Source organism: Streptomyces sp. NPDC041068 (assembly GCF_040647455.1).
GTDB lineage: Bacteria > Actinomycetota > Actinomycetes > Streptomycetales > Streptomycetaceae > Streptomyces.
Map to the genome: position 1 here is coordinate 390,546 of NZ_JBEZCG010000010.1, position 12,090 is coordinate 402,635.

A 12,090-nucleotide genomic window follows, 5' to 3' on the forward strand; every position below is an offset into this window, starting at 1 on the left:
ATCAATGAGATCGATGAGATGAATGCGACCAATGAGCGTGATCCGTATGCACTGATGGGTGCTTACTACTCTCCGGGGCGGTTTCTTCCGCGTCAACGGGGCAACCCTTCACCCCCGTACGCAGTCTTCACAAGGCCCGACTTTCGGTCAGAGCCCTCCGCCTGAAATAGTTCCTCCCGATGTTCGACATCCCTAGACTCCCCATCGATGGGGGCTAGCTCGGGGGACAACTCAGTGGGGCATGGAGTGCCGGAACTCGTACTGGAATTGAATGGCAGGACCTGGACGCTGGACGCGTCCAGGCCGTACACCCTCGGACGTGATCCGCAGGGGGATATCTCGCTCGACGACGCCAGGGTGTCCTGGCGGCACGCGACGATCAGCTGGAGCGGGCGCAGTTGGGTCATTGAGGACCACGGCAGCACCAATGGCACCTTCGTGCAGGGCCAGCGGATCCACCAGATGGAAATCGGCCCCGGTTCGGCCGTGCACCTCGGCAACGCGACCGACGGTCCGCTGCTGAACGTGTCCGGCAGCGCCGCGGGCGCGGCCGCCGCGGCGGTCTCCGCGCCGCAGCAGCACGCCCAGCAGCAGGCCGCGCCGCAGCACGCGCCTCAGCAGCCCCAGCAGGAGGCGCCGGGCTGGGCCGCACAGGCCCCGCACCAGCAGGCACCCCAGCAGCAGGCCCCGTACCAGGCGCAGCAGCAGGGCTGGCAGCAACAGCAGCCCCAGCAGCACCAGCCGCACGTGCCCCCGCAGCAGGGCGGCCCGTCCGAGCAGTACGTGCAGAAGGCTCCGGGTTCCGGCGGCGTCGCGGGGGCCCCGCCGGTCTACGGCGATCGCAGCCCGACGACGTTCCACCAGCTGGCGCTCGGCCGCAAGATGCGGATCGGTCGTGCCCTGGAGAACGAGCTGGTCGTCTCCGACCTGCAGGTCTCGCGCCACCACGCGGAGTTCACGGCGACGCCCGACGGGCGCTTCGAGATCCACGACCTCGGCTCGCACAACGGCACGTACGTCAACGGTCAGCCGATCGCGAAGTCCTCGACGGTGCTGATCGGCCCGAACGACATCGTCGGCGTCGGTCACTCCACCTTCCGCCTGGTCGGCGGGCAGCTCGAGGAGTTCGTCGACACCGGTGACGTCTCCTTCTCGGCCCGTCACCTCACGGTCACGGTCGACGGCGGCAAGCAGATCCTCAAGGACGTCTCCTTCGGCGTCCCGGAGAAGTCGCTCATCGCGGTCATCGGCCCCTCGGGCTCCGGAAAGTCCACCCTGCTCAAGGCGCTCACCGGTTACCGGCCCGCCAACCAGGGCGACGTCCTCTACGACAACCGGAACCTGTACAAGCAGTTCGCCGAGCTGCGCCAGCGCATCGGTCTGGTCCCGCAGGACGACATCCTGCACAAGGAGCTGACCGTCAAGAAGGCCCTCAAGTACGCGGCCAAGCTCCGCTTCCCCGCGGACACCACGGAGGCCGAGCGCGAGTCCCGTATCGACGAGGTCCTGCGCGAGCTCAAGCTGGACATCCACAAGGAGAAGAAGGTCACCTCCCTCTCCGGTGGCCAGCGCAAGCGCGTCTCGGTGGCCCTCGAGCTCCTGACCAAGCCCTCGCTGATCTTCCTGGACGAGCCGACCTCCGGCCTCGACCCGGGCATGGACCGCGACGTCATGCAGCTCCTGCGCGGCCTCGCCGACGACGGCCGCACGGTCCTCGTCGTCACGCACTCGGTCGCCGAGCTGGCGATCTGCGACAAGCTCCTGGTCATGGCGCCGGGCGGCTCGGTGGCGTACTTCGGCCCGCCGGAGGAAGCGCTCAACTTCTTCGGCTACAGCACCTGGGCCGACGTCTTCTCGGCGTTCGAGAACTACCGCGACTACGACTGGGCGGGCCGCTGGAAGGGCTCGCAGCACTACCAGATGTACGCCGCGGACATCGACGCCGTCGCCGCGCAGTCCGTACAGATGCCGCCGCCGCAGGCGGTCAGGCCGCCGAAACCGCAGGGCTGGGGCTCCCAGCTGTGGACCCTGATCCGCCGCTATGTGTCGGTGATCGCCTCCGACAAGGGCTTCATGGGTCTGATGGTGATCCTGCCCGCGGTCCTCGGCGTCGTCAGCGTCGTGATCCCGGCCGACTTCGGCCTCGCGCCACCGAAACCGCCGGTCAAGTTCAACGGCGACGCCGGCACGATCATGCTGATCCTCGCGGTCGGCATGTGCTTCTCGGGCGCCGCCAACTCCGTACGTGAGTTGATCAAGGAACGGGTCATCTACGAACGGGAACGGGCGACCGGCCTGTCCCGCTCGGCGTACCTGATGTCCAAGGTCATCGTCCTCGGCGTCATCACGGCCATCCAGGGCGTCATCATCTGCGCCATCGGCTTCGCCCCGCGCGACCTGCCGAAGGAGGGCCTGATCATGCCGCCCGCCGCGGAGATCTGCCTGACGATCATCGCGCTCGGCTTCACGTCGATGATGTTCGGCCTGGTCATCTCCTCGCTGGTGAAGACCTCCGAGAAGACCATGCCGCTCCTGGTGATGTTCGCGATCGTCCAGGTCGTCTTCACCGGCGTCCTCTTCCAGGTCTACGGCTCGCCGGGCCTGGAGCAGTTCGCCTGGCTGATGCCGTCCCGCTGGGCCATCGCCGGCGCGGGCTCCACGCTGGACCTCGCGCACCTGATGCCGCCGTGGGACCCGAAGAACCCCACCGACCTGGACCCGCTGTGGGAGCACTCGGCGAGCCAGTGGGGCATCAACATCACGGTTCTGCTCGCGCTCGGCGTCATCTGCGGCATCGCCGTCGCGCGCCTGCTGCGCCGGCACGAGCCCGAGGTCATGCGCAAGTGACCCCTGTGCCTCCGGGCACACGAGAAGGGCGGCACCCCGCACGGGGTGCCGCCCTTCGGCGTCTGTGGGCCTTGCCTTCGGCTGAAGAGGTCCGTTGATCAGGCGATCAAGGCTCAGTAGGCGCCGTTCACGTTGTCCATCGAGCCGTACTTGTCGGCAGCGTAGTTGGCCGCGGCGACGATGTTGGCGACCGGGTCGTAGATGTTCGTCGAGGTGCCCTCGACGTGGTAAGCGTCGAACGTCGGCTGGATGACCTGGAGCAGGCCGATCGACGGGGTGCCGTTCTGGGCGTTGATGTCCCAGCCGTTCATGGCGTTCGGGTTGCCCGTGGACTCGCGCATGATGTTGCGGTGCAGGCCCTCGTAGGAACCGGGGATGCCCTTGGACTTCATGATGTCCAGGGACTGGCGGATCCAGCCGTCGAGGTTGTTGGCGTAGACGGGCTTGCGGGCGGCGGCGCGGCTGGCGGCCTCCTTGGCCTTGCGCTCGTCCTCGGCCTTCTTCTTCGCGGCGGCCTCGTCGGCGGCCTTCTTGTCGGCGGCGGCCTTCGCGGCGGCGTCCTTGGCCTGCTTGTCGGCGTTGGACTGCTGCTTGGTGACGCTCGCGTGGACCGCCTGCTGCGCGTCGGCGGACGCGGCGAAGGCCACGGGGGAGACGTCGGCGGCCTGGGAGGTGGCCTCGGTGCCCGGCACGAGGGAGAACGCGAGGGCGGCGGCACCGAGCGTGGCGACACCGGCGATCGAGAACTTCTGGGTCTTGGTCAGAGCGTTGCGACTATGACCAGGGGTGCTGTGCTTGGACATGCGAGTGGACCTCTTCGAATAGCGGAGGTCGCTCTGGTCCGGCGGGGACAGGTTGCTTCTCCGGCACAAACGCCGCGGTGCGAGGACCGCGGCGCCGAGCGACGGGAGCAATTCTTAGCGGCAGCAAAATTCCGTGGCAAAGGTGTGACGTACGATCCCGGGTAGTGGATCAGGGGGTGAGCAGACGCCTGATACGGCCGCGCACCCCCCGTACATAAAGGGATTCTTTATCCACTAGGGACCTTCGTACGTGATGTGCGTCCTATGCGCGGGCTCACATCGGACGCGTAACAGTCTCACCAACAGTTGCCTCAGCAACGCTCTCAGTGAGGAGAGTCCTCCCGGAGGATGAGGTGGACGTCGCCGAACTCGTGCCACAGGTAGAGATGGCGTACCGCCTCCGCATAACCCCGCTCGACCGCCGCACGGCCCGCGACTGCCTCCAGCATCAGCAGATGCGAGGCCTGCGGCTCATGGAGCCCGGTCAGCAGCCCGTCCACCACCCGCACCCCGCGCTCCGGCGTCACCACGAGATCGGTCCTGCCGGACGCCGCCCGCACCACGCCGTCGGCCCCCGTGGCGGACTCGACCGCCCGCACGGCCGTCGTACCGACCGCGACGACCCGGCCGCCCCCTGCCCGTGCGGCGTTGATCAGCCGCGCCGACGTCTCCGGCACCTCGAAGAGCTCCGGGTACGGCGGCTCGTGCGCCTCCTGCGAGGCGACACCGGTGTGCAGCGTGACGGGCGCGAACTGCACCCCCCTGCTCACCAGCTCCGCCACCATCGCCGCCGTGAACGGCCGCCCCGCGCTCGGCATCTCCGCACTGCCCGCTCCATCCGCCGACGGCAGCGCGAACACGGTCTGGTGCGCGGAGAGCGGCTGGTCCCTCTCTGTATAGGGGTAACGAATGGGACGCCCGTGCCGCCGCAGCAGCTCCGGCACATCCACCGACACCCGCACCCACCACAGCCGCGGGCTCTCCGGTGCCATCGGCTCCTCATATACGAGGCGTACGTTTCCGGGGAGCCGCACGACGGAACTGGCGGGGCCACCGGCACGCGCGCGCGTGGTGCCCTTCCCGTCCGGATCGCGCAGCTCGACCGTCCAGCGTCCGTCCTCGCCCCGTGTGGAGAAGTGCACCACCACGCGCGCGTGCCCGAGCCGCCCGTCCACCGCCGCGGGCAGCGTCCGCGACGTATTGACGACGAGCAGGTCGCCGGCCCGCAGCAGGGCGGGCAGCTCCATGAACGCGTGGTGCGCGACCTCGGTGCCGTGCGACACGAGCAGCCGCACGGCGTCCCTGCCGAGCCCGGGGCCCCGCTGCTCGACGGGCACCCGGGCGGTCAGCGAGTCCGGCACGCACAGCCGCGTGCCGAGAACGCTCACCGGGCGTCCCGGGTGTCCTGGGCGTCGCGGGCGTCCTGAAGAAGAGCGGGTGCCGTGTAGCGGCCACTGGCGGGCCGCTCGGCGAGCATCCGCAGGAACGCGGGCACCACGGTCTCCGGCAGCGGCCGCCCCGACACGTCGTCCAAGGGCACGGCCGCCTGATACAGATCCGTCCGCATGTCCCCGGGATCGACGGCCCACACCCGGATCCCCGGCTCCTCCTCGGCGAGGACCGCGGAGAGGTGGTCGAGGGCGGCCTTCGAAGCGCCGTACCCGCCCCATGTCTCGTACGCCTCGACGGCCGCGTCGGAGCTGACGTCGATGACCGCCCCCGCGGACTCCCGCAGCAGGGGCAACGCCTCCTGCACGAGCCCCAGGGCCGCCACCACGTTCGTCTCCAGTGCCGCCCGCAGCCCGTCGAGCGCGAGCCCGTCCAGACGTACGAGAGGCTCCGCGCCCAGCGCGCTGGCGTTGTTCACCAGCAGATCCAGGCCGCCGAGCCGCCGCGCCGCCGCCACCAGGTCCGCGCGGTGCCCCGCGTCGGTGACGTCGCCCGCGAGCGCCTCCACGCGCGTGCCGTGCTTGCCCAGCTCCCGTGCCGACTCCGCGAGGGCGGGAGCGGTCCTCGCGTCGAGCACGAGGTCCCAGCCGCTCTCCGCGAGCGCCGCGCCCAGCGCGCGCCCCAGCCCCTTCGAAGCCCCCGTGATGATCGCTACCGGCATGTCATCCGTCCCCTCGGGTCGTCTGGCCGTCCGTCCATCCGCCCGGCAGACGCATCGGCCCTCCCGCCGGGTGATCCCACCGTAGGAACGGCGCGGTGGCGCACACCTCATGCGCGAGCCGCAACTCCCGAGGTCCCTTCGCCCTAGTCCCGGCCTGCGGCCCTAGGCCCCTGGCCCTAGTCGGAGGCCGCCACAGGTCGGATACGCGCTGTCACAGCTCGCCGGTACGGTGTGGCCATGAGTCAAGGACCCCGATCCGGCCTGAACGCGGTGAGCGCCGCGCTCCTCGCCATGAGCAGGCACCTGGAGGTGCGCGACGTCCTCAAGACGATCGTCGCCTCGGCCCGCGAACTGCTCGACGCCGAGTACGCCGCGCTCGGAGTCCCGGACGACCACGGAGGCTTCGCCCAGTTCGTCGTCGACGGCGTCAGCGACGAGCAGTGGAAGGCCATCGGACCACTGCCCCGCCAGCACGGCATCCTCGCCGCGATGCTGCAGAGGGCCGAGCCCGAGCGCCTCGCCGACGTGCGCGAGGACCCCCGCTTCGGCGGCTGGCCCTCGGCCCACCCGGACATGTCCGACTTCCTCGGCCTCCCCATCCGCTACGGCGACGAGACCCTCGGCGCGCTCTTCCTCGCCAACAAGAACTGCACCAAGGTCCAGGGCAGTTGCGGCTTCACCGCGGACGACGAGGAGCTCCTCTCCATCCTCGCCCAGCACGCCGCCATCGCCCTGACCAACGCCCGGCTCTACGAGCGCAGCCGCGAGCTGACCATCGCCGAGGAGCGCTCCCGACTCGCCCACGAACTGCACGACGCCGTCAGCCAGAAGCTCTTCTCGCTGCGCCTGACGGCCCAGGCCGCGGCCGCCCTCGTGGACCGCGACCCGTCCCGGGCCAAGGGCGAACTGCAGCAGGTGGCGGTGCTCGCGGCCGAGGCGGCGGACGAACTGCGGGCCGCCGTCGTGGAGTTGCGCCCCGCGGCCCTCGACGAGGACGGCCTGGTGGCCACGCTGCGTACGCACACGCAGGTGCTCCACCGCGCGCACTCCGCACAGGTCACCTTCGAGAGCAACGGCGTACGGGCGCTGCCGGCCTCCCAGGAGGAAGCCATGCTGCGGGTCGCCCAGGAGGCCCTGCACAACGCCCTGCGCCACTCGGGCGCCGAGTGCGTCGCGGTGGTCCTGGACAAGCGTGGCGCGGGAGCCGTGCTGCGCGTCGTCGACGACGGCTCGGGCTTCGACCCGAAGGCCATACGGCGCGCGGGGCGGCACTTGGGCCTGGTCTCCATGCGGGACCGGGCGAGCGGGGTCGGCGGACGGCTGACCGTGGAATCGGAGCCCGGCAAGGGCACGACGATCGAGATGGAGGTCCCCGGTGGCTGACGCCGCGCTCAACGCGAAGACAGGGATTCGGGTGCTGCTGGTCGACGACCACCAGGTGGTCCGCCGCGGTCTGCGTACGTTCCTCGAGATCCAGGACGACATCGAGGTCGTAGGCGAGGCCTCCGACGGCGCCGAAGGAGTCGCGCAGGCCGAGGAGTTGAAGCCGGACGTCGTCCTCATGGACGTCAAGATGCCCGGCATGGACGGCGTCGAGGCGCTGCGCAAGCTCCGTGAACTGGCCAACCCCGCGCGCGTGCTCATCGTCACGAGCTTCACCGAGCAGCGCACGGTGGTCCCGGCCCTGCGTGCGGGCGCCGCGGGGTACGTCTACAAGGACGTCGACCCCGACGCCCTCGCCGGAGCCATCCGCTCCGTGCACGCGGGGCACGTCCTGCTGCAGCCCGAGGTCGCGGGCGCGCTGCTCTCCCAGGAGGAGCAGGGCGGCAGCCAGGGCAGGGCCGGTTCGCTCACCGAGCGCGAGCGCGAGGTCCTCGGCCTGATCGCCGACGGCCGCTCGAACCGCGAGATCGCCCGCGCCCTCGTCCTGTCCGAGAAGACCGTCAAGACACATGTCTCGAACATCCTGATGAAGCTGGACCTCGCCGACCGCACCCAGGCCGCGCTCTGGGCGGTGCGGCACGGCGTGACCGGCTGATCAGAGCGCCGGCGGGCGGCTCCGGCGCATGTCCGCCGGAGTCAGAGCGGACCGTCGCCTTCCGGGCTGAGATTCATACCGTCGTGTGAGTGTCACCCGGGCGGCGCATCCTGTGGCCCGCCCGGCCGTTCTCCAATGCGTGCTGCGACGGCTGGTCGCAGCGATCGCAAGGAGGGTCCAGAAGTGAAGAACCTGAAGAAGGCCGCGGCCGTCACGCTCGTAGCGGGTGGCCTCGTCGCCGCCGGTGCCGGTATGGCGTCCGCCACGGGCGGTGCCGACGCGCACGGCAAGGCCGTCAAGTCGCCGGGTGTCGGCTCGGGCAACCTCGTTCAGGCGCCGGTGCACGTCCCCGTGAACGCCGTCGGCAACACCGCGACCGTCATCGGTGGCCTCAACCCGACCTTCGCGAACGACGGCTTCAACGGCTGACGAACGCCCCAGGTCCAGCAGTGACCACCGGCCCCCCGGGTACTCCCCGGGGGGCCGGTCCGTGTTTTCCCCGGCCCTTCGCGCGGAACCCCGTAACGCTTCACACGCCCGCAAGTTCCGCAGATCGTCGGCCTATTGATCCAAACGGGGGCATCGCTGCCCCGCCCCGTGTCATCCGGACGGCCCAGGCGTTTCTCAGCGTGCGACCCCGCGGCTGGGGTCGCTACGAATCAGCAGGAGGAACACTTCCCATGAACATCGCCAAGAAGGCCGCCCTGGCCGTCGCCGTCGCCGGTCTCGCCGCGGGCGCCTCTGCGGGTGCCGCGTTCGCCGACTCGGACGCCAACGGCTCGGCCACGCAGTCTCCGGGCGTCGGCTCCGGCAACCACGCGCAGGTCCCCGTGCACGTTCCCGTCAACGCCACGGGCAACAGCGCCAACGTGATCGGCGCCCTCAACCCGACCTTCGACAACGAGTCGTCGAACGGCTGACGCACCGCCTCTCCAGGCACGGAAGGCCCCGCGGACCACATGGTCCGCGGGGCCTTCCCCCTTTGCGGGGCCTTCCCCTGCGGGGGAGCCCCGGTTCAGTGCCGCTCCCGCTCCTCCACGTATGCGTTGTACGCGGCCACTTGGGCCCGCCGAGCGGTCCGTTCCACCGGACGCAGGGCCTGACCCCGCGCCGCCATCTCCGAGGCGCTGACGGCCCCGCCGTGGCCGTTCTCGTACGCGAGGGAAATCAGCAGCCCGACCCGCTGCGCCAGCTCCAACACCCGTACCGCACGCGGCGGATACCCGGGGGCGAGCACCTCGCGCCCCCGCTCGGCACGCGCGCGGTACGCGTCGACCGCGGCCTCCGCGACCGGGCCCGAGCCTGCGACGTCGAGGCGGGACAGGATCTCCGTCGCGTCCCGCAGCGCCTCCGCCAGCTCACGCTCCGCCTCGCCCAGCGAGGGCACGTCGGCGGGCGGCGCCTCGCGCACGGGCAGGCAGTGCCAGACGACCTCCACATGCACATCGCCCTCGGGTCCCGCCTCGTACACCTCGGGAACGAGCCCGTAGGGAGCGCCGAACGCGACGACCGCCTCCTCCGCCTCCAGGGCGCGCGCGTTGAACTCCGGAGGGCCGCTCAGCCCGAGCGGATGCCCCGGCGCGGGCAGCGCCACCCGAAGGCCCGTCACCCCGAGTCTGCGCAAGCGCCCCATCGCGAGCGTGAGTCCGACCGGGCCGGCCTCCCCGGGAAGGCCTTCGACCCGGTGCACCGCGTCCTCGCCGACCATCGCGAGCACCGCGTCATCCGGGGAAACAAGTCCGGCCAATAGGGCATTTCCCCATGCGGCCAGGCGTCCTGAGCGTGGTTCCGAGAGCATGCACACAGCCTAAGGACCGGGCTCACGACAGGAACGGTCGGCCGGTGGCGTAGGTTTTATTCGGGGACCGCGTCCACCGACGCGAGCGACGACCGAGACTGCAATGGGAGACAGCGCGCTCATGAGCGATGTACTGGAGCTTGAGGACGTATCCGTGGTCCGCGAGGGCCGGGCTCTGGTGGACCAGGTCTCCTGGTCGGTCAAGGAGGGGGAGCGCTGGGTCATCCTCGGCCCGAACGGCGCCGGCAAGACCACGCTCCTCAACGTCGCGTCCAGCTACCTCTTCCCGAGCACCGGCACTGCCACCGTCCTCGGCGAGACCCTCGGCAAGCCCGGCACCGACGTCTTCGAGCTCCGCCCGCGCATCGGCGTCGCCGGCATCGCGATGGCGGAGAAGCTGCCCAAGCGCCAGACCGTCCTGCAGACGGTGCTCACCGCCGCGTACGGCATGACCGCCGGCTGGCACGAGGACTACGAGGACGTGGACGAACAGCGCGCCCGCGCCTTCCTCGACCGCCTCGGCATGAGCGACTACCTGGACCGCAAGTTCGGCACCCTCTCCGAGGGCGAGCGCAAGCGCACCCTGATCGCCCGCGCCCTGATGACCGACCCCGAGCTGCTGCTCCTCGACGAGCCCGCCGCCGGCCTCGACCTGGGCGGCCGCGAAGACCTCGTACGCCGCCTCGGCCGCCTCGCCCGCGACCCGATCGCCCCCTCGATGATCATGGTCACGCACCACGTCGAGGAGATCGCCCCCGGCTTCACCCACGTCCTGATGATCCGCCAGGGCAAGGTCCTCGCCGCGGGCCCGCTGGAGCTCGAGCTCACCTCGCGCAACCTCTCCCTCTGCTTCGGCCTTCCGCTGGTCGTCGAGCAGAAGAACGACCGCTGGACGGCCACGGGGCTCCCGCTCAGCTGATCCGCGCCCTGTCCCCGAGGGGACCGCGGTCCTACCATGACCATGTGGACATCGACGCATGGGTGTGGTGGCTGATCGGCGCCGCCGCGCTCGGAATCCCGCTCGTACTGACCGCGATGCCGGAGCTCGGCATGCTCGCCGTGGGCGCCGTCGCGGGCGCCGTGACCGCGGGCCTCGGGGGTGGCACGGTGCTCCAGGTCGCCGTCTTCGCCGCGGTCTCGGTCGCGCTGATCGCCGTGGTGCGGCCCATCGCGGCCAGGCACCGGGCCCAGCGCCCCGAACTGGCCACCGGCGTCGAGGCGTTGAAGGGCAGGACGGCCGTCGTCCTCGAACGGGTCGACGCGGGAGGCGGGCGCATCAAGCTCGCGGGCGAGATCTGGTCGGCCCGCGCGCTCGACACCGACCGCACCTACGAGGCCGGCCAGGAAGTGGACGTCGTCGAGATCGACGGAGCGACGGCCGTCGTCATGTGAATGCCCCACGGGCCGTGCGGCGGTCTGACAGACTCGACCAGCAAGATCTTCGCCGAGGCATGAAGGGTACGGGGAACCGCGATGGAACCAATCATCATCGTCCTGATCATTCTGGTGGTGCTGGTCTTCATCGCCCTGATCAAGACCATCCAGGTCATCCCACAGGCCAGCGCGGCCATCGTCGAACGCTTCGGCCGCTACACGAGAACGCTGAACGCGGGCCTGAACATCGTCGTCCCGTTCATCGACTCCATCCGCAACCGCATCGACCTGCGTGAACAGGTCGTGCCGTTCCCGCCCCAGCCGGTGATCACCCAGGACAACCTGGTGGTCAACATCGACACCGTCATCTACTACCAGGTGACCGACGCCAGGGCCGCGACGTACGAAGTCGCCAGCTACATCCAGGCGATCGAGCAGCTCACCGTCACCACCCTGCGCAACATCATCGGTGGCATGGACCTGGAGCGGACCCTGACCTCCCGCGAGGAGATCAACGCCGCGCTCCGCGGCGTCCTCGACGAGGCCACCGGCAAGTGGGGCATCCGCGTCAACCGCGTCGAGCTCAAGGCGATCGAGCCGCCGACCTCCATCCAGGACTCGATGGAGAAGCAGATGCGCGCCGACCGCGACAAGCGCGCCGCGATCCTGCAGGCCGAAGGTGTCCGGCAGTCGGAGATCCTGCGCGCCGAGGGCGAGAAGCAGTCCGCGATCCTTCGCGCCGAAGGTGAGGCCAAGGCCGCCGCGCTGAAGGCCGAGGGCGAGGCCCAGGCGATCCGTACGGTCTTCGAGTCCATCCACGCGGGCGACGCGGACCAGAAGCTCCTCGCGTACCAGTACCTCCAGATGCTCCCGAAGATCGCCGAAGGCGACGCGAACAAGCTCTGGATCGTGCCCAGCGAAATCGGCGACGCGCTCAAGGGCCTGTCCGGCGCCATGGGCAACTTCGGCCCGATGGGCGGCGGCCCGGCCGCCGCGGAGCGCCGCGAGCAGCCGCCGATCGACTGAAGGAGCGCCCCCAAAGGGGCGCGGGGAACTGCGCGCCCGGCGCGGGTCCGCCCCCCCGCACCACCCCCGCCGAGTGTGTAATCGGGGCCGTGCC

12 protein-coding genes are annotated in these 12,090 nt (G+C 70.4%); 8 read left to right on the forward strand and 4 right to left on the reverse strand.

The features are described 5' to 3' along the window. Nucleotides 1–246 precede the first annotated feature (246 nt). The gene (locus tag AB0B50_RS24805; RefSeq protein ID WP_362335803.1) at nt 247–2,847 is read left to right on the forward strand and encodes an FHA domain-containing protein; all 2,601 of its coding nucleotides are present in this window, start codon (nt 247–249) and stop codon (nt 2,845–2,847) included. A 113-nt stretch (nt 2,848–2,960) separates the two neighbouring features. Here the strand turns inward: AB0B50_RS24805 and AB0B50_RS24810 are convergent, their stop codons facing one another. The 3 genes from AB0B50_RS24810 to AB0B50_RS24820 all read right to left on the reverse strand — a co-directional run bounded on the left by AB0B50_RS24810 (nt 2,961) and on the right by AB0B50_RS24820 (nt 5,760). Beyond that, nucleotides 2,961–3,650 carry a transglycosylase SLT domain-containing protein gene (locus AB0B50_RS24810; RefSeq protein ID WP_362335806.1) on the reverse strand — a complete coding sequence of 230 codons (690 nt, stop codon included), beginning with the start codon at nt 3,648–3,650 and terminating at the stop codon, nt 2,961–2,963. A 323-nt stretch (nt 3,651–3,973) separates the two neighbouring features. Continuing rightward, nucleotides 3,974–5,038, reverse strand: a complete 1,065-nt coding sequence (locus tag AB0B50_RS24815) for an S-adenosylmethionine:tRNA ribosyltransferase-isomerase (protein ID WP_362335808.1) — start codon at nt 5,036–5,038, stop codon at nt 3,974–3,976. Next, nucleotides 5,035–5,760 carry an SDR family NAD(P)-dependent oxidoreductase gene (locus AB0B50_RS24820; RefSeq protein ID WP_362335810.1) on the reverse strand — a complete coding sequence of 242 codons (726 nt, stop codon included), beginning with the start codon at nt 5,758–5,760 and terminating at the stop codon, nt 5,035–5,037. Before AB0B50_RS24820 ends, AB0B50_RS24815 begins: the two co-directional genes overlap by 4 nt. 237 nt (nt 5,761–5,997) lie before the next feature. Here AB0B50_RS24820 and AB0B50_RS24825 point away from each other — a divergent pair, with 237 nt between their 5' ends. The 4 genes from AB0B50_RS24825 (at nt 5,998) to AB0B50_RS24840 (ending at nt 8,718) form a co-directional block, all read left to right on the forward strand. After that, nucleotides 5,998–7,143, forward strand: a complete 1,146-nt coding sequence (locus tag AB0B50_RS24825; RefSeq protein WP_362335812.1) for a GAF domain-containing sensor histidine kinase — start codon at nt 5,998–6,000, stop codon at nt 7,141–7,143. After that, a complete protein-coding gene (locus AB0B50_RS24830) occupies nt 7,136–7,798 on the forward strand; it encodes a response regulator transcription factor (protein ID WP_362335815.1) in 663 nt (220 codons plus the stop codon). The genes AB0B50_RS24825 and AB0B50_RS24830 overlap by 8 nt, the downstream gene beginning before the upstream one ends. 183 nt (nt 7,799–7,981) lie before the next feature. Continuing rightward, on the forward strand, nt 7,982–8,227 hold the full coding sequence (locus AB0B50_RS24835) for a chaplin (RefSeq protein WP_362335818.1): 246 nt from the start codon (nt 7,982–7,984) through the stop codon (nt 8,225–8,227). A 251-nt stretch (nt 8,228–8,478) separates the two neighbouring features. Beyond that, the gene (locus AB0B50_RS24840) at nt 8,479–8,718 is read left to right on the forward strand and encodes a chaplin (protein ID WP_362335821.1); all 240 of its coding nucleotides are present in this window, start codon (nt 8,479–8,481) and stop codon (nt 8,716–8,718) included. 95 nt (nt 8,719–8,813) lie between these two features. Here the strand turns inward: AB0B50_RS24840 and AB0B50_RS24845 are convergent, their stop codons facing one another. Continuing rightward, nucleotides 8,814–9,596, reverse strand: coding sequence for a hypothetical protein (locus AB0B50_RS24845; protein ID WP_362335823.1), 783 nt, complete (start codon nt 9,594–9,596; stop codon nt 8,814–8,816). Nucleotides 9,597–9,717: 121 nt separating this feature from the next. On the opposite strand from AB0B50_RS24845, the gene AB0B50_RS24850 reads away from it, so the two are divergent. The 3 genes from AB0B50_RS24850 to AB0B50_RS24860 all read left to right on the forward strand — a co-directional run bounded on the left by AB0B50_RS24850 (nt 9,718) and on the right by AB0B50_RS24860 (nt 11,996). Further along, on the forward strand, nt 9,718–10,515 hold the full coding sequence (locus AB0B50_RS24850) for an ABC transporter ATP-binding protein (protein WP_362335826.1): 798 nt from the start codon (nt 9,718–9,720) through the stop codon (nt 10,513–10,515). A 44-nt stretch (nt 10,516–10,559) separates the two neighbouring features. Continuing rightward, nucleotides 10,560–10,988, forward strand: a complete 429-nt coding sequence (locus AB0B50_RS24855; protein WP_362335829.1) for an NfeD family protein — start codon at nt 10,560–10,562, stop codon at nt 10,986–10,988. Between the two features lie 81 nt (nt 10,989–11,069). Beyond that, nucleotides 11,070–11,996 carry an SPFH domain-containing protein gene (locus AB0B50_RS24860; protein ID WP_362335832.1) on the forward strand — a complete coding sequence of 309 codons (927 nt, stop codon included), beginning with the start codon at nt 11,070–11,072 and terminating at the stop codon, nt 11,994–11,996. Nucleotides 11,997–12,090 lie beyond the last annotated feature (94 nt).

Coding starts and splice junctions, on each gene's coding strand:
- AB0B50_RS24810 (WP_362335806.1), bottom strand. CDS start 3,650: ATGTCCAAGCACAGCACCCCTGGTCATAGTCGCAACGCTCTGACCAAG.
- AB0B50_RS24820 (WP_362335810.1), bottom strand. CDS start 5,760: ATGCCGGTAGCGATCATCACGGGGGCTTCGAAGGGGCTGGGGCGCGCG.
- AB0B50_RS24825 (WP_362335812.1), top strand. CDS start 5,998: ATGAGTCAAGGACCCCGATCCGGCCTGAACGCGGTGAGCGCCGCGCTC.
- AB0B50_RS24840 (WP_362335821.1), top strand. CDS start 8,479: ATGAACATCGCCAAGAAGGCCGCCCTGGCCGTCGCCGTCGCCGGTCTC.
- AB0B50_RS24845 (WP_362335823.1), bottom strand. CDS start 9,596: ATGCTCTCGGAACCACGCTCAGGACGCCTGGCCGCATGGGGAAATGCC.
- AB0B50_RS24850 (WP_362335826.1), top strand. CDS start 9,718: ATGAGCGATGTACTGGAGCTTGAGGACGTATCCGTGGTCCGCGAGGGC.
- AB0B50_RS24860 (WP_362335832.1), top strand. CDS start 11,070: ATGGAACCAATCATCATCGTCCTGATCATTCTGGTGGTGCTGGTCTTC.